Source organism: Haematospirillum sp. H4485, assembly GCF_012102745.1.
GTDB lineage: Bacteria > Pseudomonadota > Alphaproteobacteria > Rhodospirillales > Rhodospirillaceae > Haematospirillum.
On record NZ_JAAVSY010000009.1, the window covers coordinates 17,114 to 40,199 of the forward strand.

Here is a 23,086-nt window from a genome sequence, read left to right on the forward strand (position 1 = left end):
GTCTCTTGCAAAAAATAAAGGTTCCGTGGTACGGCATGCCGTACCACGGAACCCTGCAGATCAGAATATCTCAGAACAGGAAATCTGATGCGGCAAGTGACGAGACACCCTTGAGAAGGAAGGCTATCTCCGTGGTTTCAACATGACCATCCGTATCACCACACAAAACAAGGTCACTGCCCGCAGCATTGGGCACATACCACACAGCATGTGCACGCGGCACCGTATCAGAAAATACAAGATCCTGAACGCCGGCTGCGGACGTATTGGCATCAATCAGGCTGAAATCCAGGGTATCGCCGTCATCCTGACTGAAATCTGTAATAACATCACCAACCGTTGCAGCAGCAGACCAATATACAAAAGCATCCGCACCACTACCGCCGGTCAGCACATCCTTGCCATCCCCACCGGCCAGCACATCGTTACCACCACCACCATGCAAGTGGTCGTCACCATCGCCCCCGGTCAGGGCATTGTCCGCACCGGTTCCATGCAGCTCCATCCCGACAATACGGGAACCAACCAGATTGGATATACCCCGATAATCGGCCAGATCAATGGCCGTATAAGACCGGCTTGACGAGAAGTCGACAGTATCCATGGTAAAGACCGGCAGGGGAACAGAGCGGGCCTCAAGAACGGCAACGCCTTTCACAGCAATATTGATTTCGTGCGTGTCCACATTGCCATCGGTGTCTCCGTAAAGGTGTACACCTTTTCCATTGCCATCGACCTGATACCACAGGGAATGTGGACGCACGTTGGCTCCATGGAAGACAAGACCCTGCCATACATCCGGATTGTCGCCCGAGTCTATCCCGTGCAAATCAATCCAGTCCCCCTGTGACGGGTTGAAGTCTGCAATCACATCGCCGACGGTTTCATCGACAGAGCGGTAATGGAAGCGATCCGCACCCCACCCACCGGACAACGTATCCCGACCAAGACCACCACGCAGGATATCGGCCCCGGCACCGCCGGAAAGGGTATCGTTTCCATCATCACCTTCCAGCGTATCATTGCCGGCATCGCCGGTCAGAGTATCGTGGCCACGACCGCCATGCATGATGTCAGCCCCGGTCCCGCCGGTCAGGATGTCATTGCCATCATCACCGTAGAGGGTGTCATTGCCTGCTTCTCCGGTCAGGATGTCATTGCCGCTACCACCGCGCAGGGTATCATCACCGGATCCACCGACCAAGATATCATCCCCGGCTTCTCCGTATATCTGGTCGGGACCATCCCCCCCTGTCAGTACGTTGGGACCGCTGTCACCACGAATTTGCGCACCGGAATCAGCCGGGCCAACGACGTTGTTGAAGCCCCTGTAGGTGTTAATATCAATATGACGGTGATTTGACGTCATCGAGAAGTCAAGGGTCTCCGGCGCCGGGGTCTTGCCACCTGCATCGCGCCCCTGTAACCCCGAGAAACGCCCCTCGTCATCCAGAACACGCAACAGGAACTTGGAGAACTGGGATGCCGTATAACCGGATACGGAAGCCTGGGGGGTATCGTAAGCCCCATCGCCCGGCGAAATGACAAGCGGGGCCTGCAGAGCGCCGTTCTCATCGCTGCCGGGAACCTGCTCCGGCATTGTTTCCGCCGACAACGCACTGTCATCGAAACGGAAATCTACCTTGGAACCATCATGAGGCGATGGGACAAAAACCCCGCGCAGCGCCTGCAATGTTCCAGAAAGATCCGGTGTCTCGGCACGCAGCACAGGCATATCAAGGTCCGATACCAGAAGTGACGTTATCCCCCTGATTTCCAGACTGACCTCATGGGTACGGATGTTTCCGTCTGTATCCCCGCACAAGATCACACTGTTCCCGTCTTCCCCCGGCTTGAACCACAGTGAATGGCGCGCTGCTTTTGTGCCGCCAAAGGACATGACCTGCCATCCTGGCTCGTAAACGTTGGCATCAACCTGATGCAGGTCAAGCCAGTCTCCTTCATCCCGATTGAAGTCAAGGATCACATCGTCAACGGTATAATCGGCAAGTGCGTAGCCGAAACGATCAGCCCCTGCACCACCGCTCAATGTGTCGGCACCGGGACCACCATCAAGAATATCGCGGCCATCTCCACCGCGCAAAATATCGTCTCCCACTCCGCCATAGAGCAGGTCATCCCCACCTCCACCGATCAGGGTATCATTACCGTCACGCCCCGACAGCGTATCACCCTTGTCTCCACCGGACAGGGTATTGGCGTCGGCATTGCCATGAATTTCTGTCGCGACCTCAAGGGGGCCACGCACATGATTCACGCCGTTGTAGTAATCAAGATGGATATAGGTATTCTTTGTTGTGGCCGAGAAATCGACCGTATCCCCCGCAAGGGAGGGAAGCTGGAGCGCCTCGGGGCCAAAGAACTCGGCACCCTTGAGGTAGATGGAAATCTCCGCTGTTTCAGGATTGCCATCTGTATCACCCAGCAGCTCCGTACCAAACCGTTCCCGGTCAAAACGAGACCAGAGCGCATGAGCCTGCGGTGTGGTACCGGAGAAAACAAAGCCACGCCATGAAGGCTCGCCTGATGCACTTCCCGCATCAACTATGGTCAGGTCAATCCAGTCCCCTTCCAGCATATTGAAATCGGTGATCACATCACCCCGGGCTTCCTCGACACTGCTGTAGACGAAACGATCGGCTCCGTGCCCTCCGGTCATCGTGTCCGCACCGGGGCCGCCCGCAACAAGGTCGTCACCTTCCCCGCCATCAAGATAATCGTCGCCGGCCCCGCCGTTGACACGATCATCACCTTCCATGCCATACAGCGTGTCATGCCCCTCATCCCCGATGACCGCGTCACCGTCCATACCGCCAATCAGGATATTGGCACCACTACCACCCAAGAGTGTTGCGGAAACAGACCTTGGCCCCATAACCTGAAGGAAGGGATGATGTTCATGCAGGTTGACCAGGTCGTAATGAATCAGGTCGGAAAAATCCAGGGTACCATCCCTGCTGACAGGCAATTGAACATCCGATGCATCAAGAACCTCGATGCCCAGAAACTGGAGATCAAGCTCAACCGTCTCAGGATTGCCATCCGTATCTCCATAAAGACGCATACCTGACCCGTCTGGATCAGGCCCGGACCACAAGGCATGGGGACGTGGCTCTTCGCCGCTGAACGTGAAAAGCTGCCACCCATCCACATGCGTGTTGGCATCAATGCGATACAGATCAACCCAGTCACCCTGATCACGGTTGAAGTCACTGATAACATCGCCCTGCACTTCGGCAGAGGTCCGATAATGGAACCGGTCCATACCCGGGCCACCGGTCAGGATATCAGCGCCGGATCCTCCCCTGAGGAAGTCATCACCATCACCGCCATCCAGAATATCGCGGCCGCCTTCTCCGTGCAGACTGTCATTGCCGCGCCCCCCGCGCAGGGTATCATCGCCACTGGCACCAACAATGTTATCCCCCTTGTCACCCCCGACAAAGGCCCCGGTGACACTGTCGGATCCCTGTATCCTGTTCCAGGCATTCAGGGCACCAACGACCGAACTGACACCCTGGAAAGTCAGTTGATCCAGGTTGACCTCTGTCGGCTGGATATGAGCCGAAAAATCGACAGCATTTCCGCGGATGACTGTCAACAGACCCAGATCACGGGCGTTGACACTGGTCACCCCTTCCATGGCGATATCAATCTCCGGGGTTTCAGGGTCACCGTCTACATCACCCTGAACGTGAACCGTATCGTCACCGTCGATAAAGATCCTGTACCAGATGGAATTTGCCTGGGGCAACTGACCGGAGAACACAAATTCCTGCCGACCGGGCACGTCAACATTGGCATCAATCGATGACACATCGACCACATCCCCTTGGGACCGATTGAAATCAACAATCAGGTCACCGTGGGTTTCCACAAAATCCCTGTAGAGGAAACGGTCTGCACCAAGACCACCGGTCAAGGTATCTGCACCCTGACCACCAACCAGGATATCAGAGCCGCCACGACCGGACAGAATGTTGCTGCCATCGTCCCCGGCTAACCAGTCATCACCAAAACCACCAAAAGCATGCTCGATATTGACGATCGTGTCTTCCTCACGACCATCCACAAGAACGGCTGCGCTTTGGGATCCCGCAAGAGCCACATTGACGGGCAACAGGGCGTCCCGGTAATCGATGGCATCCTCACCACCCCGACCGTCCACGTGATCAGGCCCGAAACCGGCAACCAGCCGGTCATTATAATCCGTCCCTTTCTGCACCGAAGAATCGGCAACCGTTATCGCGGGTCCGGTCAGAACCAGATCCTGACTGGAGAGAGAAGACGTACTTCTCAACCAGACAACACGATCTGGCGACGCATCACCATCCACGTCAACAGCCAGTGTTACACCCTGTTCCCCCGGAGCACCACGGTACCAGACAGAGTAGGGAGATGGTTCCTGACCACTGAAGCGAAGGGATGGAAGTCCGGCCCTGATCATATGCTCGCTGATTACCGACACATTAATTTTATCGCCTTCAACACTCTTGAAATCGACAATTGTGTCACGCTTGTCAGATGCCAGCTCGCGGAAAACAAACGTATCGGCACCCTCATTGCCCATCAGCCTGTCAGCCCCGTCACCACCATCGAGGTAGTCATCGCCTTCGGCACCAATCAGGAGATCATCGCCATCAAGACCGAACAAGTGGTCGTCACCCTCTTCGCCGATCAGACGATCACGCTGGTCTGTCCCGATGATTTTGTCATGACCGTGTGAGCCAATAACCGCACGGCTAGGACCAAAATCCATAGGCTGGAATTCTCTTTCGACAGACATCTGCCCCCCCGCAGGCTGTGGAAATACCCCGTCAATTGCATTGATAATCAACGACAACGTCAACAATAAAACTACATTGAAAATCAGCCCATTAATTATAATACACGGTATTATATGGATACTTTTTAACTATGAATATCTATGTAAAGCGCAATACACCAAGACGCGACAGCAGATGAACTCACATTAACAACAGTCTCTGCCCAGACTTATGTTCCACCCATGCGTTTTTCATATCCGAAAGACGCAATCCCTAATTATGTTCCTCAGACCCAAACATAGATCAAACAGATTTCCCTCTTGCCCACAGAGACAGGGCAAGGCATACCCTCCCTTCTTTTCTTGCCTGCAAACGGAAACAGGATACGGCGCCCGATGCGGGTTGATGCCTTTGACTTTGATCTGCCACGTGAACAGATTGCCACGCGCCCCGTGTCACCGCGCCACAGCGCCCGGCTCCTGGATGTGGCGCCTGATGGCCTGCACGACCGGATCATGCTGGACCTTCCCGGGCTTCTGGAACCGGGCGATGTGATGGTGTTCAATGACACCCGCGTCATTCCGGCACGCCTGTCCGGATTGCGGCCTGCCATTCAGCCCGGGGGGCAACCTGCCAGCGTGGACATCACCCTTCATCAATGCCTGGGGCCAGATACCTGGGCTGCCTTTGCAAAGGGTGCCCGCAAGCTGTCTCCCGGGCAAACCGTTGTTCTGTCAGCAGACGGGGACTTTACGGCCCGTGTCGAAGACAGGCAGGAAGGGGGCGAGATTGTCCTGCGCTTTGACCGCAGCGGGGCTGATCTGATGGCCGCCCTGGAGCATCACGGCCATATTCCCCTCCCCCCCTACATGGGGCGGAAAGATGACGCCCGCGACCGGCAGGACTACCAGACGGTTTATGCCTCCCGCGATGGCGCTGTTGCCGCCCCCACGGCCGGTCTCCACTTCACGCCGGAACTTCTGGAAGCCATTGATGGCCGGGGGATACGTCGGGTACACGTCACCCTGCATGTCGGTGCCGGCACCTTTCTGCCCGTAAAGGCCGAAGACACCCGTGATCACCGCATGCACGCCGAGACCGGGGACATCTCAGCCGAAGCTGCCCGGGCCATCACACAAGCACGGAAACAGGGCGGACGGGTCGTCTGCGTTGGTACAACATCTCTGCGGTTGCTGGAAAGTGCGGCTGCACCGGATGGTTCCCTGTCGGCGTGGTCCGGTTCCACCTCTATTTTTATCACACCCGGCTATCAATTCCGGATCGCCGATCTTCTGGTTACCAACTTCCATCTGCCGCGTTCCACCCTGTTCATGCTTGTCTGCGCCATGGCCGGCCTGGACACGATGCACGCGGCCTATGCTCACGCTATAAAGGCCGGATACCGGTTTTATTCCTACGGCGACGGGTCGCTGTTGCGGTGCAAGGATTCCTGTTGATGACGGCTTTCTCCTTCTCGGTCCTGAAAACAGACGGCGCGGCCCGCCTGGGGCGCATTGAAACCGCACACGGCCCCGTGGATACACCCACCTTCATGCCGGTTGGCACAGCCGGAACGGTCAAGGGCATGCTGCCTGAAAGCGTTGCGTCCACGGGGGCACAGATGATTCTGGGCAATACCTATCACCTGATGCTGCGGCCCGGGGCCGATCGGGTGCAGACCTTGGGGGGATTGCACCGGATGATGAACTGGCCCGGCCCGATCCTGACGGATTCCGGCGGATTCCAGGTCATGAGCCTGGCCAAGCTGCGCAGGATGACCGAAGACGGCGTCACCTTCCGCAGCCATATTGATGGATCCTCGTGGACCCTGACCCCGGAATATTCCACCGATATCCAGTACAAACTGGATGCCACGGTAACCATGGCCTTTGATGAATGCACCCCTTGGCCCGTGGACAAGAAAACAGCTGCCCATTCAATGCGGCTGTCCATGCGGTGGGCTGTACGCTCGCGTAATGCCTTTGTCCCGCGGGAAGGCTATGGCCAGTTCGGCATTGTACAAGGCAGCGTCTTCCCTGACCTGCGGGCGGAAAGCATGGCCCGGCTGCGGGACATTGATTTCGAGGGCTATGCCGTCGGGGGCTTGGCCGTCGGGGAAGGACAGGAACTGATGTTCCAGACCCTTGACAGCACGGTACCCGACATGCCGGTCGGCAAGCCCCGCTATCTGATGGGGGTTGGGAAACCTTCGGACATGGTTGGTGCCGTGGCCCGTGGCATCGACATGTTTGACTGCGTCATGCCCACCCGGTCGGGACGCACGGCGCAAGCCTTCACCCGCCGTGGCACCGTTAACCTTCGCAATGCCCGTCACCAGGACGACCCGCGACCACTGGAAGAAAACTGTTCCTGCCCGGCGTGTCGCCAATACACGCGCGCTTATCTGCACCATCTGATCCGGGCCGGGGAAATGCTGGGGCCGATGCTGCTGACATGGCATAACATCCAGCACTATCAGGATATCATGAAGGATCTTCGCTCGGCCATCGGGCAGGGAACCCTGTCGCAGTACAAAACACAGTTTGAAGCAAGCCAAGCGCTTGGTGATATCGAACCCCTGACGGTGGAGAAACCGGAATGACCAACAGCGACCCCTCGGGCCTGACCCAGCTTGGCCACGCGTCTGCCCTGCCCTCCTCTCCGGAAGCAGCCACCCTTGAGACCGTGCCCAACCCGCATCCGGGCACGCTGTATGTCGCACGCTTTGCTGCACCGGAATTCACCAGCCTGTGCCCGGTCACGGGACAGCCGGACTTTGCCCACCTGGTCATCGACTATGTACCCGGTGCCACGCTGGTTGAATCCAAGAGCCTGAAGCTTTTTCTTGGCTCATTCCGCAATCACGGGGCCTTTCATGAAGACTGCACCGTCTACATCGGGAAACGTCTTGCCGAAGTCCTGAAGCCAGTATGGCTGCGGATCGGGGGGTACTGGTACCCGCGTGGAGGAATCCCGATTGACGTCTTTTATCAGACCGGTCCAGTGCCGGAGGGGGTCTGGCTTCCGGATCAGGGCGTGCCTCCATACCGCGGGCGGGGCTAGATCGTATCGCAGGCCGTTGCGCTGACGGGGTCAACAGCCTCTGGATCCAGCACAGCCAGCGACACCACGTGTCCGCAGGCCTCCAGAAAACGGCGCAAATCCGATGCCGCAATGGTGGTTGTCGCCGTATTTTCCAGGGGATGAAAGTTCAGCAGCGGTTGCTGCATCATCCAGGCATCCAGAACCACGCGCACGGATTGCGCCTGACGATCATTGAGAAGGGCAAACGGTGTCACTGATCCCGGGCGGACCCCAAGGGTTGCCCACAGGCGATCGGCTGAACCAAAGGACAACCGCCGTGACCCGATGCGATCAGGCAAGGCCTTCAGATCAATCCGGCGCTGTACCGGGGCAACCAGAAGCCAGTTCTGGCGGCCAGCATCCCGCAGAAACAGGTTCTTGCAATGCACGCCGGGGATATCAGCCCAGCATTCAGCCCCATCCTCCACGGTAAAAACCGGAGCATGCTCCCGGGTTGTGGTCTTGATTCCAAGGTGATCCAGAAAGGTAAACAGCTCCGCCCGGGATATAAAAGATGTCATAAAACCTCCAGCACTGACAAAGAACGCTACCTGTCCTGCACAAAAGAAAAATCGTGCCGTCTTGACGGCACGCCGGTCAAGGGACATGGTGACCGGGCGCATACGATGGACTGGAGCAATGTGGGGCAAGGTATTCGGTGGAATGGCCGGACTGATGACGGGGGGACCGCTTGGCGCTCTCCTGGGGGCGTCTTTCGGCCACTTTTTCTGGGATCGCCAAGGCGTTTTCCGTGCCTTTGATCCTCTGGGCTTCTTCCGCATTGCCGAAGTATCCCTGCGCCAGTTCCAAGCGGGGACAACCGACACCGCCCTGTCAGCGGCCCTGCTGATCCTGTCCGGTCATCTGGCCAGATTGTCTGGCTGGGACCCCGACCGGGGGCAAACAGCCTTGTTCCGGGTCCTGTCGCTGGCGCCCCAGGACAGGGAAACCGCGATTGCCCTGTTCACCCGGGGCTATGATATGCCCGAGCTTCCGCTCCCCCTGCTGCGGGGACTGGCTGTTCTTCTGGACAATGACCCCGACAGGGCCGATGCCCTACTTGCTGCTTTGGGCGCTTTTTCGGCCAGTGAAGGAAAACCTTCAGTCGCGGTTCATAAAGCGCTGGACACAATAGCCGCCGCCTTGGGACGTCGGCCTGGCACGATGCCAGGCGGAGTTGGAATGGGGCTGCAGGAAGCGTACTCCACTCTTGGTGTCCAGGACCGTGACGACGATGACACGGTGCGCAAGGCCTACCGGGCCCTGCTGCGCAGAAATCATCCCGATGCCCTGACGGCACAGGGTGCAAGCCCGGCTGATGTAGCCGCAGCCGGTGTACGCATGGCATCCATCAACGCAGCATGGGATGAGATTGCCCGCCATCGTGGCCTGCGCCGTTAACCTCCAGATCCCACATTCCCGTTTTGCGGAGTTTTTTTTTCGTGCGCCCTGTTGACATCTTTCTTGCCCTGTTGGTTCAGGTTTTGTGGGGCCTGAACTTTGTTGCCGTCAAAACCGGACTTGCAGACCTTCCCCCCATTCTCCTGGTCACACTGCGCTTTGGCCTGGTCGCCCTTCTGGTCGTTCCTTTTCTGCGTATCCCGCTAAATGCGTTGCGTGATGTCATCCTGCTTTCCTTTACACTGGGCACACTCCACTTTGCCCTGCTGTTTATCGGCATGGCTGATATCAGCGCCGGAACAACAGGCATCCTGATTCAGTTGGGTGTTCCGTTTTCTGCCCTTCTTGGTGTCATCTTGTACCGCGAAAAGCTTGGTCCCTGGCGTATAGGGGGGTTGGCCGTTGCTTTCTCCGGCGCGGCTCTTCTGGCTGGCGGACCCGACGTACCCGAACTTGCACCGGCCTTGTTGCTGATCATCTCGGCTTTTGCGTGGGCAGCATCCAACTTGTTGGCCAAGAAAACCAGCACCGTCAACCCCGTCGCCTTGTCCGGCTGGATGAGCTTGTTTGCCTTCCCGCAAACCGCCCTGTGGTCCTGGTTGACCGAGGAGGGGCAGATGCAAGCCATCGCATCTGCCGGATACCAGACCTGGATAGCCCTTCTTTATACAGCGATCGCATCATCGATTATCGCATACGGCCTGTGGTACTGGCTGTTGCGCCGACACCCGGTCAGCCATGTTGTCCCCTTCTCCCTGCTCAATCCCGTTGTCGGCATGACTGTTGGCGTTCTGCTGCTTGGCGAGGATGTAACAGCGTGGAAGGTTGGTGGTGCCCTTCTTACCCTGACGGGCGTCGGGACCATCTTGTGGAGACAAGCCTTGCACGCAAACCGGAAAACGGAAGAAACCCAGACAGATCCTCTCCCGTCTGTCTCCCCGGAAACAAAACCATCCTCATAAAAGACACGTCCCGGATGACCCTTGCCGCCACGAAAGCAGGCAGGGTCATCCGGGACGGTATCACGTCGTGACTGCACAAGCGCAACAGGCTCTGGGGCACCTGTTAACGTGGCAATCAGAGAAAAAGCGCGGTGATCATGAAACATTGAAATCACGCCAAGACAGACAATACATAACGTCCGTATCTGTTCTCTTTATCTCTTCCGGAAACACTCCGGCCTACAAATGCAACCCAGGCCAGAGTCTCTTGCATATTTTGTTGTGGAATTCTTCCTTATTCACGATATCTTGATTACGTCTCACACGCTATAAGCGTAATTGGTGTCAAACAACACGCTGTGTACAGAGCCGTAATAGGCGCTGCATGTCATAGCCAGCTTTTACAAGCCAAGATGGATCAAGAAATACGATGCAGTAGAAAACGGGAGGAATATCGTGTCCAGCACAGTGTACGAGAAAGTTCGATCCAATCCAAAATTTCACGATCTCTGCACACGGCGCACCCGTTTTGCATGGATTCTTTCGGTGATCATGCTGGCCATATACTTCGGCTTTATTGCTGTTATCGCCTTCTCTCCATCCCTGTTCGGAATCCCCATTTCAGATAAAGGCATTACAACAATCGGGATTCCCATAGGAATTGGTGTTATCGTGTCCGCCTTTGTCCTGACAGGGATCTATGTTGCCCGAGCCAATAGCGAATACGATGATCTGACCCGCCAGATTGTGGAGGAATCCCGCTGATGTTGCATCGTTCCGGCTTTTCCCTCCTTCTTTCCTGCCCCCTTGTTCTGGCTGCATCCACAGCCCTGGGGGCAGGTTCCGTTGACGGCGCTGTCCAGAAACAGGCAACCAACTGGACCGCCATTGCCATGTTCCTTGCCTTTGTTGCAGCAACACTCGGTATTACATACTGGGCTGCCAAACGCACAAAATCGGCCAAGGATTTCTATGCTGCGGGAGGCGGTATCACTGGCTTCCAGAATGGGCTGGCCATTGCCGGTGACTACATGTCCGCAGCCTCGTTCCTGGGGATTGCAGGCTTGGTGTTTACATCAGGCTTCGATGGCCTGATCTACTCGATCGGCTTCCTTGTCGGATGGCCGATTATCCTGTTCCTGGTGGCTGAACGCCTGCGCAACCTGGGTAAATACACCTTTGCCGATGTCGCATCTTTCCGGCTCCAGCAAACGCCGGTTCGGTCCATGGCCGCATCCGGAACATTGGTTGTTGTCATCCTGTACCTGATTGCCCAGATGGTCGGAGCCGGCAAGCTGATCCAGCTGCTTTTTGGTCTGGACTACGGCCTTGCCGTCGCGGTGGTTGGTGTTCTGATGGTAGCCTACGTCATGTTCGGCGGCATGCTGGCCACAACGTGGGTCCAGATCATCAAGGCTGTCTTGCTGTTGTCAGGCGCAACCTTCATGGCCGTCATGGTACTCTCCGCTGTTGGCTTCTCGCCGGAGGAAATGTTCGCGCGTGCTGTAGCCAACAGCCCCAAGGGCAAAGCCCTGATGGCCCCCGGTGGCCTGGTGGCCGACCCGATTGATGCCATATCGCTGGGCATTGCCCTGATGTTCGGAACAGCGGGGCTGCCCCACATTCTCATGCGCTTTTTTACCGTCTCGGATGCCAAGGAGGCCCGCAAATCCGTTTTCTATGCGACCGGATTCATCGGGTACTTCTACATCCTGACCTTCATCATCGGGTTCGGGGCCATTGTTCTGGTTCTTGGGCATCCGGAGTTCATGGCCGCAGATGGAAAAGGGATCAAGGGCGGATCAAACATGGCCGCCATTCATCTGGCCGCCGCAGTGGGGGGTGATGTCTTCCTGGGCTTTATCTCTGCGGTTGCCTTTGCCACAATCCTGGCCGTTGTCGCCGGGTTGACCCTGTCCGGTGCCTCGGCTGTTTCCCATGATCTCTATGCTTCGGTCTTCCGCGACGGGAAAGCCGAGGAAGCCGACGAGATCAGGGTCTCCAAGATCACGACCCTGTGCCTGGGAGTTGTCGCAATCCTGCTGGGCATTGCCTTCGAAAGCCAAAATATCGCTTTCATGGTTGGCTTGGCGTTCTCGGTTGCGGCATCCGCCAATTTCCCGGTTCTCTTCCTGTCGATGTTCTGGAAAGGACTGACGACAAAAGGGGCCTTTTATGGCGGCTTTTCCGGGCTGATCTGCGCCACGGTTCTTGTTGTGCTGGGTCCGCCGGTATGGAAAACGGTTCTGGGACATCCTGCTGCCATTTTCCCGTACAGCAACCCGGCCATCATTTCCATGCCTCTGGCGTTCCTGGTCGCGTGGATTATGTCGAAGATGGACTCTTCCGCCACGGCCGCCGCCGAAATGGTGGCCTTTGAAGACCAATATGTCCGTTCACAGACCGGCTTGGGCGCAGAGGGGGCATCCAAGCACTAGGAACAAGAACCCCGGCAAAACGAAAGCCCCCGGGATGCACACAAGGCACGCCGGGGGCTTTTTCATCTGTAAACCCGCCTGATGTTGTGGATACAGGCCCGATGAGTGCCTTTGATTTCTCCATGCCACCGTTTGACCTTCTGGACGTCCCGGGACGGGAGAAGGTGGCACGCGCGGCCGACATTGCCTACTTCCAGCCCGGTGAACGCCTGACATCGCCAGACACGGCGCAAGACCACCTGTTTGTCATCATGAAGGGCATTGTCACGGAATATGACGGTGACACCCTGGTCACCGTCCACGGACCGGGGGACTGCGTAGGTGCCATGACCTTGATCCGGGGGCGCGCGTCCCCTGTATGCGAGGCACGGGAAGAAACGCTGGCCTATACACTTCCGCGCCAGCTGCTGCTGGACCTGTGCCGGAGCAACCTGCCCTTTGAACGGTACTTCACCGCATCGGTCAGCGAACGTCTTCTGGCTCGTGCCGAAGCCCGGACAAACAGGGGCATGGCGGCCTTCATGGTTGCCAAGGTCGGTGATGCCTACCTGCATCCACCTGTTTTTGCCGATGGCGCAACGGGGCTGCGCGATGCCGCACTGATGATGAAGAAAAACCACGCCACCAGCCTGTTGGTAAAACACGCGGATGGTCGCATTGGTATTCTGTCCGGCAGTGATATCCGCGAAGCGGTTCTGATTGAACAGAAGCCGTTGGATACACCGGTCGAACAATGCGCCAGCTTCGGAACAATCACCGTCCGTGCCGATGATTTCCTGTTCAATGCCCAGGTCACGATGACCAGGCACGGTGTGCGTCGGCTGCCTGTCCTTCATGACGGCCATGTTATCGGTGTCCTGGAATTGATCGATCTGCTTGGCTACATGTCCAGTCATTCCCATCTGGTTGCCATCCAGATCGAGCGGGCTGACTCTGTAGATACCCTGGACAAGGCCGCCCGGTCATTTGATCCCCTGTTAAGGGGACTGCATGGCTCAGGGGTCAAGGTCCGCTTTATTGCCGAAATGGTCTCGGATCTTTCGCGCAAGCTGCAAAGGCGCCTGTTCCAGTTTCTGGCTGAACCGGAACTTGGGGAAAAAAGCTGCCTGATTGTAATGGGATCGGAAGGACGTGGCGAACAAATGGCCCGGACCGACCAGGACAATGCCCTGATTGTCGAGGACAGTATTGATCCGGATACGCTGGAACCCCTGTGTCAGCGCTTTACCGAAGCCATGATCCGGTTTGGATGGCCACCCTGCCCCGGCAACATCATGGTCTCCAATCCCCAATGGCGCAAAACCTGTTCTGCCTTCCGCGACAGCCTGTTCCAGTGGATAGATCAACCCAGTGAACAGAGCTTCATCAACCTGGCCGCATTCCTGGATGCACAGCCGGTTGCCGGGTCTCCGTTATTGCTCCACAGCCTGAAAGAAGACCTTTTCAGCCGTGTCAGCGACAGCGACATGTTCATCAGCCATTTTGCACGACCTGTATTGTGGTTTGATACCCCCGGGGGCGGCCTATGGCACACCCTGCTGCAAGGAGGCGGTCGCAGCGAACCCCTGGATATCAAGAAGGCCGGAATCTTTCCCGTTATACATGGTGTCAGGGCACTCGCCCTGCAGGGACGGATCATGGAAACCAATACCTTTGACCGCATTGATTCCCTGCGGGACACTGGAAGGCTTGACCGGGGCCTGGCCGACGAACTGGTAGAGGCCCTGCAGTTCATGATGGAGCTGCGCCTTGGAATCAGCATTGGCCATAAAGGTACGGATATCACAGGCACAGACACCCTGATTAATCCCGGGACCCTTGGCAAGCTGCAGTACGATGCCCTGCGGGATTCCTTGGCGATTGTCCGTCGTTTCCGCAATCACCTGGTGACGCGCCTGCGTCTGGATGCATTCTAGGAGAGGCTTATCCTGTGTTCTCGCTGCTCAGCCATGCTTGGAACAGACGCTGCCTGAAAGATCTGTCGTGGCGCTTTTTGTTCGGGCCGGAACACCCGGACGAAGTCGTCTGCTTTGATTGCGAAACAACCGGACTGGACCGGGAAAAGGATGATATTATCTCGCTGGCTGCGGTCCGGATTCGCGGAAACCGGATCCTGACCAGCCGGAGCTTGGAACTGTTCATTCGCCCGGGTCGGGCCATAAACCGGGATGCCATCCGCATCCACCATCTGCGTGAAACCGATGTGGCCGGTGGCTTTGCCCCACAGGAGGCCATGGCGCGCTTCCTGCATTTCATCGGCACACGCCCGCTGGTCGGCTATTATCTGGAATTTGACGTTGCACTGGTAAACCGCCTGCTGAAACCATGGCTGGGGATTCGCCTGCCAAATCGTCGAATCGAGGTGTCCTCTCTCTACTACGACAGAGAAATTGCACGACACGATCCGCTGTGGAGGGGGCATGTTGACCTGCGCTTCGATACCATGATGCAAACACTGGACCTGCCACGCCTCCAGGCTCACAATGCCTTGGATGACGCCGTTATGACGGCCCTGATGTATGTGAAACTTCGTAGCAAACCTGTGCGGAAACACGGAGAACGATCATGAAACGCAACATGGGAACAATAGACCGGGCCCTGCGCCTGATTGCAGGCGTTGCACTGATTGGTTCAGCCCTTGTCGGGGCCATTGACGTGTGGGGCTATGTAGGAGTGATCCCGCTGCTGACCGCCGTATTCGGCTACTGCCCGGTTTACGTCCTGTTCGGTTTCCAGACCTGCCCGCTTGAGACTGAGGACACCAGCCAGGGGAATCCACCAGCCAACGCATAACGATGACATTTGCGTGAGTCAGGATTCCAGTTTCAAGCCTATGACTCCGCAGACAATCAGTGCGGTAAAGACAACCCGCCGGACCGTAAGCGGGTCTTGGTGCAGGATGATTCCGGCAGCAACAACCCCGACAGCCCCTAATCCAGTCCAGACCGCATATGCCGTCCCGATCGGAATTCCCCTCGTGACAAAGGACAAAAGCCCGATATTCAGAACCGTCAGAAATAAGCAGCTTCCAAGTGTCATAACCCCGGGCTCCTGTTGGATGGCCTTGAGGCTGAGTGCCCACATTACCTCGGTAACAACCGCCAGAAACAAGACCCCCCAGTAAACAGACATTCCGATACCCCACAGATAAACAGGCCAACACCGCCTGTGCCCGGAAACGGGTATCACCATAAGAAACGTTTGCAAACTGTGGCAAAGAAAAACGGTGCCGGGTTGTTCATCCGGCACCGCCCGTACGCAACAAGGAAACAGCACACTACCTGAAGAGCTGCAGCACCGACTGTTCAGACTGACCGGCGAACGACAGCGCCTGAATACCCAGCTGCTGCCGGGTCTGCAGGGCCAGAAGGTTTGCACCTTCCTCGTTCAGGTCGGCAAGAACAAGCTTGTCAGACCCTTCAGACAGGATGTTTGTATAGTTCTTGGTAAAGTCCAGTCGCACCTGGAGAATAGCAACCGCACCACCGAAGGATGCCGCCTTGGCACGCACGTTGTCGATTGTGCGCTCCAACCGGTTGGTAACCTTGTCGGCAAAGTTGTTATAGCTGGCCAGATTCGGTGCAACCGAAAGATTATAGGATGAAAGAGCCGCCGTAAATCCGAGGCGCTTGAGAACAGTAATCCCCAAACCAGCTTTTGAAACATTCATACTCAATATGCCATTGAGCGTCGTACGGAACAAGCGTGAGGCGTTGAAGTTCAGGCCGTTGATCTCCAGCTTCGAGTCCGCTTTTTCAGAGAAATAGACTGTCAGCTTGGCCGCTGAAGAATTCAGCAGGTTTTGACCTTGGTAGGATGTGTCATCCACCAGCTTCTGGATCTGCCAAGCCAACGAACCAAGCTGCGACGTGAATTCCTGCCGCTGTTCCTTGGTCGCCGTACGCGAGCTGTTGACAATACCGCGCATCTGGTTGGCCAGCTGCTCCAGACGCTCGGTTGTCTCGACCACCACCTTCAGGGCATTGATCCCTTGGTCAATCGAGTCCTTGCGCGCAGAGAGATCGCGGGAGCGGTCACTGAGTGATTTGGCCTGAAAGTATTTCAGGGCATCATCGATAACCGAAGACACGGCCTTGCCTGTTGACAGACGCCCTTGGGTACGATTGACCAAAGACTGCGTATACTGCAGTGACAACAGGTTCGCCCGGCTGGAGGCAGTAAGGGAGATATCAGCCATGGGTTTGCATCCTCTATTCTTGAAAATGCCTTCAACCCCGTTCTGGGGGATCTCCAGCACAAGCGCGCCCGGAAGATCTGTCCGTGCAGGCTGTCCCGATGACGCAATACTGCATTTACAGGAGAAGTGTTACCCAATGGTTAGTGGCTAACCCCTTCAAAACACAAACATATAGGCAGATATTGCCTAGTGCCGGAAAGGGCTATGAAATATAAAAACAAACATCATCTGCATCAGATTCCGTGTACAGTACCGACGGGGAATTTTATCAATCACCATTGTTTCCCGATTGTCATTAACAGGGGGAAATCTTATGCACGACCCAGTTCCCATTCGTCGGTTCGACTCTCCGTCACCCGATCTGGACGGCGCTTCCATTCTGGTAACCGGTGGAACCGGGTCTTTTGGTCAGCAGTTTGTGCGCACGGTTCTGGACCGCTACCGCCCCAAACGCTTGGTTGTCTTCTCCCGCGATGAACTGAAGCAAAGTGAAATGGCGGCTGTCTTCCGACCGGAGACGCACCGCTGCATGCGTTATTTTCTGGGTGATGTACGCGATCGCATGCGCCTGGAATTTGCCATGCGGAACATTGATTACGTCATTCATGCCGCTGCCCTGAAACAGGTTCCGGCAGCCGAATACAATCCGATAGAGTGCGTCCATACCAACATCATAGGGGCCAAGAACATTGTATACGCCGCCGTCCGGGCTGGCGTGAAAAAGGTTGTTGCACTGTCTACTGACAAGGCTGCCAATCCTGTCAACCTGTATGGGGCCAGCAAACTGGCCTCGGACAAAATCTTTGTCGCAGCACGCCACATTGCGGGCGGCTCTCCCCGCTTTTGCGTTGTCCGTTATGGCAACGTTCTGGGATCACGGGGCAGCGTGGTACCTTTCTTCCTGGACTTGATGGCACAAGGCGTCGACAGCCTGCCCGTAACGGACGAGCGGATGACACGGTTCTGGATTTCCTTGGAACAAGGTGTGGATTTCGTCCTGTCCAGTCTGGCTCTGATGCAGGATAGCGAAGTGTTTATTCCAAAAATTCCCAGTGCCCGTGTTGTTGATATTGCAAAATGGATGGCCCCTCACCTGAAACTGCACACCGTTGGCATAAGACCGGGCGAGAAACTGCACGAAGCCATGATCCCCCTGGACGATGCCCGGTCTACGCTCGAACTGCCGGACCGCTACATTTTATTGCCGGTACCAACGCACTCAGACACACCGCGCCGGGAATTTGCCGGGGCAACACCGGTTGATGAGTCCTTCTCGTATACATCAGACAAAAATAACGAGTGGATTGACCAAGACGCTTTTCTGTCTGCCGTTCACAGCAAATTTCCTGACAAACGCCATCTTCTTTCCTCATCGTAGGTGGGCACTACGCCGGAGCAACATGATGAGCCTGGAACCGTTCCTGCCTTATGGGCGCCAGCTTATTGACGAGGACGATATAGAATCTGTCGTGCAGGTCCTGCGTGGAGACCGGATCACCACCGGGCCGTTTGTCACACACTTTGAGCACGCGCTGGGTCAGCGCGTCGAAGCGTCTTCTGTCGTCGCCTGCTCCAGTGGCACAGCAGCCCTGCACCTGGCACTCTTGGCCCTGAACCTGCAACTAGGAAAGCGGGATGCAGCGATTGTTCCCAGCATTACCTTTGCAGCCACGGCTAACGTGGCCCGTTTTATCGGTCTGCACGTGGTCTTTTCCGATGTCGATCCAGATACAGGACTGATGCGGGATTGCGATCTGGAAGCCGCCCTGTTCCGGGCCCGCTCGGATGGATTGATTCCCCGTGTTGTCCTGCCTGTTCATTTTGCCGGACAAAGCGCCGATATCCCGGTTCTGGTTGATATTGCCAGCAGTGCCGGTTGTACCGTAGTGGTGGATGCCGCTCATGCGCTGGGGTCTCGGGAACCGGGTGGCATTCCGGTCGGCAGTGACCGAAGCACGGCACATATGACGTGCTTCTCGTTCCATCCTGTCAAAACGATTACCACCGGCGAGGGCGGGGCTGTCACCACCGCAGACCCCGATTTGGGACATACGTTGCAGCGCCTGCGCAGTCATGGCATCACACGAGAGCCAGCTGCCTTCATGAACAGGGACATGGGGTTTACCGAAGAGCACGCCAATCCATGGTACTATGAGCTACAGGATATCGGCCCGAATTACCGTATTACCGATATCCAGTGCGCCCTTGGCCTGAGCCAGCTTGGCAAGCTGGACCGGTTCCTGGAAAGCAGAGCAGCCCATGTCGCCCGCTACCACGAGCGACTTGCTCCCATGGCTCCCCGGATCCGTCCGCTGAAGAACCTGCACCGCCCACAGACCGGATGGCACCTTTTTGTCGCCCTGATCGACTTTGACGCTACCGGAACCAGCCGGGCACATGTCATGGGCGCACTGCACAAGGCGGGTATAGGAACACAGGTTCATTATATCCCGGTGCATACGCAGCCCTATTACCGCCAGCACAGTCCATGGGCTGAACTACCGGGTGCCATGGAATATTATCGCCGCACACTGTCATTGCCCCTGTTCCCAGGGATGACTGTCGATCAGGTTGACCGCGTTGTCGATACCCTGCAGTCCCTGCCGGAGCTGCAGGCTTGATGACCAAAACAGTCTGCATTGTCCAGGCCCGGATGACATCATCCCGTTTGCCGGGAAAGGTACTGGAAGACCTGGCAGGAAAGACTGTTCTGGCACATGTCCTGGAACGATGTGCCGCAACACCCGGGGTAAACCAAGTTGTAGTGGCAATCCCCGACGAACAAACCGATGAACCCGTTGTACAGGAAGCAACCCGCCTTGGCTTTCCCGTATGGAGGGGATCGCGCGATGACGTCCTGTCGCGGTTCCACGGCGCAGCCCATGCCTTTGGCGCCGATATCATTCTCAGGGTCACCAGCGACTGCCCGCTGACAGACCCGGCGGTCAATGGACAGGTTCTGGCACTGGTTACGACCGATATCGATTATGCCTGCAATGCGGCTCCTCCTCTGTGGCCACACGGACTGGAAGCAGAGGCATTCACCCTGCAATGGCTTGACCGTGCCCACAGGGAAGCCCGTCGCCCCAGCGAGCGGGAACATGTTGGTCCCTTTATCCGTAACCATCCGGCTGCGCGCAAGGCCACCCTGCCCGGCCCGGGCGAGCCGGAATGCTTGTGGCGCTGGACTCTTGATACCCCGGATGATCTGGTTTTTCTGCGCACTCTTTTTTCCAGGATGCCTGTGGATGAAAACCGTTTCAGTTGGTCCGTACCGGCAGCCATCATGCATCGGTACCCCGAACTGGCATCCATCAATGCCGGACATGACCGTCTGGAAGGGCTGAAAAAGTCGCTGCGGGCAGATGCCCTCCGTACAAGCAAGACGGCAATCATCCGGTGTGATGCCGATCCAAGGCGCGGAGGGGGGCACCTGATGCGCTGCCTGAATCTCAGCCATGGGCTGTCAGCCATGGGCTGGTCCTGTCATTTTGCTGTTGCGGCGGGTAGCTTTGAGGCAACAGGCCGGACCAAGCCACCGGGAACCCTTGAATTATCGGGTGATTCCGTCATGGACCCTGATGCCCTGCGTCACTGGATGCCCGATGGCTGCGACCTTCTTGTCGTCGATCACTATGACTTGGGTATCACGTGGGAACAGAGCCTGTACGGCTGGGCAAGGACACTCCTGAGCCTTGATGACATCCCCGGACGCCCGCATTGCGGCGCTGTTCTGTCTGCCATTCCCCTGCCTCCGGCGGGACCAGGGCCGTGGCTGTGTGGCCCCGACTGGGCAATTCTCAATCCTGCATTCCAGGCCGTGCGTCACAAGGCACTGGAACGGCGTAAACGCATGCAGCCTGTCGAAAGGATTGTGGTCTCATTCGGCCTGACCGATCCGGACAATACAACATCATTGGTTCTGGGTGTCCTGCGCACAGCGGGCCGTGGCCTGTCCATTGATGTTGTCATTGGCTCGGGTTCACCATGGCTGGAGGCTATCAGGGCAACGGCCGCTCAATGTGATCCCCCCGCACAGCTTCACATTGATGCGGACAATATACCCGCATTGCTTCTCGAGGCTGACATGGCCATCGGTGCCGGAGGCGTCAGCGCCTTTGAGCGGTGTTGTCTTGGCTTGCCATCCATCCTGATCCAGATTGCTGACAACCAGAAGGAAACAAGTGCATTGTTGTCAGATCACCGGGCCGCGCTGGATCTGGGATCCCGGCATGATCTCCGGATTGATGACCTAGAGAGGGCAATACAAGCCCTGATCCATAATCCGGGCAAACGGGCGGCAATGGCGCAAACAGCATCATCCCTGTGTGACGGACGTGGCTTGTTACGGGCCATGTGTGCCTTGTTTCCAGTCCTTACCCCGACAGGGTCTTCCGTTATCCTCTATCCAGCCCAACCAGCAACGCAGAAGGTGCAAGGGCACGATCATCTCGTATCCGATATCCTGGTCGATGGTCAGAAGGCCGGATCACTAACACTGGAACAGATATCTGCCAACGCAGGTAACGATGATGAGAATGCAAAAATGCCAGCAATGATGCTCACAGTATCCTTGGAAACAGAGGCATCAGATGTGATCGAAGCTGCCCTGATCCTGGCCCGTCGCCTGGCCCCGCAGGAGAGGTTTCATGTCCGTAAAAACATAGCCCCGGACACCATACTGATACAGGCCGGATACACACCCCGGGCCGACAACCTGTTTGTACAGGAGCCATCGTCATGAACATATCCCCGCTTCCCGGATACAGCCTGCGGCACCCATCCTGCAAAACGAATCGGGCACAAGACTGCTCCAGCCACCCCTTGAAAACGGCAAGGGACTCCATAGCCCGCGATTCGTTGCAGAACAGACATGTTTTGACATCTGACACGAGTCTTCCGGAAGCAATCCGTACCTCTTCCTCCTTGTTGGACAACGAGAAAAAGCAACGCAGGGGAATGGTGAAACACCTTGCTTCTCTTTGCGGATGACTCGCCGTGGCAAAGCACGCACTATGTAAGCTGTGTTTGGAAAGCTTTCCGTAAGGCTTTTCTGGCAGCATTACCGTCAGGAGCTTCTAACAAAAGGGTATGGCAACTTATGGTAGACCTGACCCAACTACGCAGAATGCCAACACCCAACGTCTTGACCGCTGTCAATACGTTCAACAAGTCTTTGGTTGTAACCGCCAAGCTTCAGGAAACCATACAAAATCAGCTGAATGCCAAGGCGACCATGATCGGCGATCGCTATGCCGCATCGGTATCGGCAAACGGTCTGGATCGCGCAAAATGGTCCCGTGCCGAAGACAGTGTGCGGGATGCCGTTGACAAGATTGACTATGCACTTCAGGCTCTGACCGATATCTCCAAAATGCTGCCCCAGATGAAGTACGTCGTCCAGAAGGCAACGGCTGATTCTGTTGAGAAACCGGAGAATCTGAAAGCCTATGCACAAACCCTTCAGTCTTACATCCGCTCCATGGACGTCTCCATTACCAGTGCACGGGGGCGAACCCCGCTTCTGGACAGCCAGAGCGGCGGACTGATCTACAGGACCGGAATCACTGAGGGCGAACAGATTGAATATGGGCGGGATCTTTCTACGCGCTTCTCCCTCGAAAAAGATAATATCCGGTGGGAAGCAGACAGAACATCAAACTCCTTGATCGAGTATGTTGATGGGAAAGCAACCAATAATTCTGGTCTTCTAACCGGTGGTGTGCGCCTGGACGCAATCAATACCGATGGAACTGTGGACTTCACGATCGGATCCAGCACCGCTGTACCGCAAACAATGACAGGCTTTACGTTGAAACGTAGTGGGCTTGACGTTGCTGATTCATGGTTCTACGAAGATTTGGCAACTGATGACGGACGTGCGCGTGCGCTAAAAGATATCGAGACTGCGCGGGGCACCATTGCCGTACAAAAGATCCGCATTGAAAGCATGAAAATTACCGCTGAGTTCTATGCACAAAGGGCAAAAGCTGCCGTTGCATCAATTGATGCCGAGAATATCAAGACTGCGGAAGCCCAGGCAGCGGAAATCGAGAAACTGAAAAGCGAGGAGTCCCTGAAGGCCCAGGTTCTGCTGCGCTCTGTCATGCAAAGTGAACAGCTCTCACAAACCTATGCCTCTGTCCTCAAGATCCGGGACAATCCCCTCCTTCTCAAGAAAAAGATCCGGAACGCAAAGATTTTTGACACGATCCTCAAGGTCTCCGTCTAGGCATG

Annotated in this window: 18 protein-coding genes; 14 read left to right on the top strand and 4 right to left on the bottom strand. The window is 56.4% G+C overall.

The genetic code is table 11. From position 1 onward, the window contains the following. Positions 1-70 precede the first annotated feature (70 nt). Positions 71-4,807, bottom strand: a complete 4,737-nt coding sequence (locus tag HEQ61_RS11275) for a hypothetical protein (protein ID WP_280730276.1) — start codon at positions 4,805-4,807, stop codon at positions 71-73. 375 nt (positions 4,808-5,182) lie between these two features. On the opposite strand from HEQ61_RS11275, the gene queA reads away from it, so the two are divergent. Genes queA through queF form a run of 3 tightly spaced genes read left to right on the top strand, consistent with a single transcriptional unit; the run spans position 5,183 to position 7,850 of the window. Beyond that, entirely contained in the window at positions 5,183-6,244 is a 1,062-nt protein-coding gene (gene queA, locus HEQ61_RS07715; protein ID WP_168020386.1) for a tRNA preQ1(34) S-adenosylmethionine ribosyltransferase-isomerase QueA, read from the top strand. Continuing rightward, positions 6,244-7,389 carry a tRNA guanosine(34) transglycosylase Tgt gene (tgt, locus tag HEQ61_RS07720; RefSeq protein ID WP_168020388.1) on the top strand — a complete coding sequence of 382 codons (1,146 nt, stop codon included), beginning with the start codon at positions 6,244-6,246 and terminating at the stop codon, positions 7,387-7,389. The genes queA and tgt overlap by 1 nt, the downstream gene beginning before the upstream one ends. Further along, positions 7,386-7,850, top strand: coding sequence for a preQ(1) synthase (gene queF, locus HEQ61_RS07725; protein ID WP_168020390.1), 465 nt, complete (start codon positions 7,386-7,388; stop codon positions 7,848-7,850). Before tgt ends, queF begins: the two co-directional genes overlap by 4 nt. Here the strand turns inward: queF and HEQ61_RS07730 are convergent. Then, positions 7,847-8,392, bottom strand: coding sequence for a prolyl-tRNA synthetase associated domain-containing protein (locus tag HEQ61_RS07730; RefSeq protein ID WP_168020392.1), 546 nt, complete (start codon positions 8,390-8,392; stop codon positions 7,847-7,849). The two genes, queF and HEQ61_RS07730, sit on opposite strands and share 4 nt — an antisense overlap. Before the next feature lie 118 nt (positions 8,393-8,510). Here HEQ61_RS07730 and HEQ61_RS07735 point away from each other — a divergent pair, with 118 nt between their 5' ends. From HEQ61_RS07735 to HEQ61_RS07765, 7 genes are all read left to right on the top strand, one after another. After that, positions 8,511-9,272 (top strand): DnaJ domain-containing protein, encoded by a 762-nt coding sequence (locus tag HEQ61_RS07735; RefSeq protein ID WP_168020394.1) that lies wholly within the window; start codon positions 8,511-8,513, stop codon positions 9,270-9,272. Positions 9,273-9,313: 41 nt separating this feature from the next. Continuing rightward, complete coding sequence (locus HEQ61_RS07740; RefSeq protein ID WP_168020396.1) at positions 9,314-10,234, top strand: DMT family transporter; 921 nt, start codon at positions 9,314-9,316, stop codon at positions 10,232-10,234. 435 nt (positions 10,235-10,669) lie between these two features. Further along, positions 10,670-10,978, top strand: coding sequence for a DUF485 domain-containing protein (locus HEQ61_RS07745; RefSeq protein WP_168020398.1), 309 nt, complete (start codon positions 10,670-10,672; stop codon positions 10,976-10,978). Beyond that, the gene (locus tag HEQ61_RS07750; RefSeq protein WP_168020400.1) at positions 10,978-12,651 is read left to right on the top strand and encodes a cation acetate symporter; all 1,674 of its coding nucleotides are present in this window, start codon (positions 10,978-10,980) and stop codon (positions 12,649-12,651) included. Before HEQ61_RS07745 ends, HEQ61_RS07750 begins: the two co-directional genes overlap by 1 nt. Positions 12,652-12,752: 101 nt before the next feature. Beyond that, positions 12,753-14,567 carry a DUF294 nucleotidyltransferase-like domain-containing protein gene (locus tag HEQ61_RS07755; RefSeq protein ID WP_168020402.1) on the top strand — a complete coding sequence of 605 codons (1,815 nt, stop codon included), beginning with the start codon at positions 12,753-12,755 and terminating at the stop codon, positions 14,565-14,567. Between the two features lie 14 nt (positions 14,568-14,581). Further along, positions 14,582-15,220 carry a 3'-5' exonuclease gene (locus HEQ61_RS07760; RefSeq protein WP_168020405.1) on the top strand — a complete coding sequence of 213 codons (639 nt, stop codon included), beginning with the start codon at positions 14,582-14,584 and terminating at the stop codon, positions 15,218-15,220. Beyond that, positions 15,217-15,444 carry a DUF2892 domain-containing protein gene (locus HEQ61_RS07765; RefSeq protein WP_168020406.1) on the top strand — a complete coding sequence of 76 codons (228 nt, stop codon included), beginning with the start codon at positions 15,217-15,219 and terminating at the stop codon, positions 15,442-15,444. Before HEQ61_RS07760 ends, HEQ61_RS07765 begins: the two co-directional genes overlap by 4 nt. A gap of 18 nt (positions 15,445-15,462) precedes the next feature. On the opposite strand, the gene HEQ61_RS07770 is transcribed toward HEQ61_RS07765, so the two are convergent. Next, entirely contained in the window at positions 15,463-15,783 is a 321-nt protein-coding gene (locus HEQ61_RS07770; protein WP_168020407.1) for a DMT family transporter, read from the bottom strand. Between the two features lie 145 nt (positions 15,784-15,928). Next, a complete protein-coding gene (locus HEQ61_RS07775) occupies positions 15,929-16,849 on the bottom strand; it encodes a flagellin (protein WP_168020408.1) in 921 nt (306 codons plus the stop codon). A gap of 313 nt (positions 16,850-17,162) precedes the next feature. Between HEQ61_RS07775 and pseB the strand changes: the two genes are divergently transcribed. From pseB to HEQ61_RS07795, 4 genes are all read left to right on the top strand, one after another. Continuing rightward, entirely contained in the window at positions 17,163-18,227 is a 1,065-nt protein-coding gene (pseB, locus tag HEQ61_RS07780) for a UDP-N-acetylglucosamine 4,6-dehydratase (inverting) (RefSeq protein ID WP_168020409.1), read from the top strand. A gap of 22 nt (positions 18,228-18,249) precedes the next feature. Then, positions 18,250-19,470 carry a UDP-4-amino-4,6-dideoxy-N-acetyl-beta-L-altrosamine transaminase gene (pseC, locus tag HEQ61_RS07785; protein ID WP_322099226.1) on the top strand — a complete coding sequence of 407 codons (1,221 nt, stop codon included), beginning with the start codon at positions 18,250-18,252 and terminating at the stop codon, positions 19,468-19,470. Further along, the gene (pseG, locus tag HEQ61_RS07790) at positions 19,470-21,593 is read left to right on the top strand and encodes a UDP-2,4-diacetamido-2,4,6-trideoxy-beta-L-altropyranose hydrolase (protein WP_168020410.1); all 2,124 of its coding nucleotides are present in this window, start codon (positions 19,470-19,472) and stop codon (positions 21,591-21,593) included. The genes pseC and pseG overlap by 1 nt, the downstream gene beginning before the upstream one ends. A 357-nt stretch (positions 21,594-21,950) precedes the next feature. Further along, positions 21,951-23,081, top strand: coding sequence for a hypothetical protein (locus HEQ61_RS07795; RefSeq protein WP_168020411.1), 1,131 nt, complete (start codon positions 21,951-21,953; stop codon positions 23,079-23,081). The last annotated feature ends 5 nt before the right edge of the window (positions 23,082-23,086 follow it).

Coding starts and splice junctions, on each gene's coding strand:
- HEQ61_RS07775 (WP_168020408.1), bottom strand. CDS start 16,849: ATGGCTGATATCTCCCTTACTGCCTCCAGCCGGGCGAACCTGTTGTCA.
- HEQ61_RS07770 (WP_168020407.1), bottom strand. CDS start 15,783: ATGTCTGTTTACTGGGGGGTCTTGTTTCTGGCGGTTGTTACCGAGGTA.
- HEQ61_RS07755 (WP_168020402.1), top strand. CDS start 12,753: ATGAGTGCCTTTGATTTCTCCATGCCACCGTTTGACCTTCTGGACGTC.
- HEQ61_RS07735 (WP_168020394.1), top strand. CDS start 8,511: ATGTGGGGCAAGGTATTCGGTGGAATGGCCGGACTGATGACGGGGGGA.
- HEQ61_RS07730 (WP_168020392.1), bottom strand. CDS start 8,392: ATGACATCTTTTATATCCCGGGCGGAGCTGTTTACCTTTCTGGATCAC.
- pseC (WP_322099226.1), top strand. CDS start 18,250: ATGATGAGCCTGGAACCGTTCCTGCCTTATGGGCGCCAGCTTATTGAC.
- tgt (WP_168020388.1), top strand. CDS start 6,244: ATGACGGCTTTCTCCTTCTCGGTCCTGAAAACAGACGGCGCGGCCCGC.
- pseG (WP_168020410.1), top strand. CDS start 19,470: ATGACCAAAACAGTCTGCATTGTCCAGGCCCGGATGACATCATCCCGT.
- HEQ61_RS07795 (WP_168020411.1), top strand. CDS start 21,951: ATGGTAGACCTGACCCAACTACGCAGAATGCCAACACCCAACGTCTTG.
- queA (WP_168020386.1), top strand. CDS start 5,183: ATGCGGGTTGATGCCTTTGACTTTGATCTGCCACGTGAACAGATTGCC.
- HEQ61_RS07765 (WP_168020406.1), top strand. CDS start 15,217: ATGAAACGCAACATGGGAACAATAGACCGGGCCCTGCGCCTGATTGCA.
- queF (WP_168020390.1), top strand. CDS start 7,386: ATGACCAACAGCGACCCCTCGGGCCTGACCCAGCTTGGCCACGCGTCT.
- pseB (WP_168020409.1), top strand. CDS start 17,163: ATGCACGACCCAGTTCCCATTCGTCGGTTCGACTCTCCGTCACCCGAT.
- HEQ61_RS07750 (WP_168020400.1), top strand. CDS start 10,978: ATGTTGCATCGTTCCGGCTTTTCCCTCCTTCTTTCCTGCCCCCTTGTT.
- HEQ61_RS11275 (WP_280730276.1), bottom strand. CDS start 4,807: ATGTCTGTCGAAAGAGAATTCCAGCCTATGGATTTTGGTCCTAGCCGT.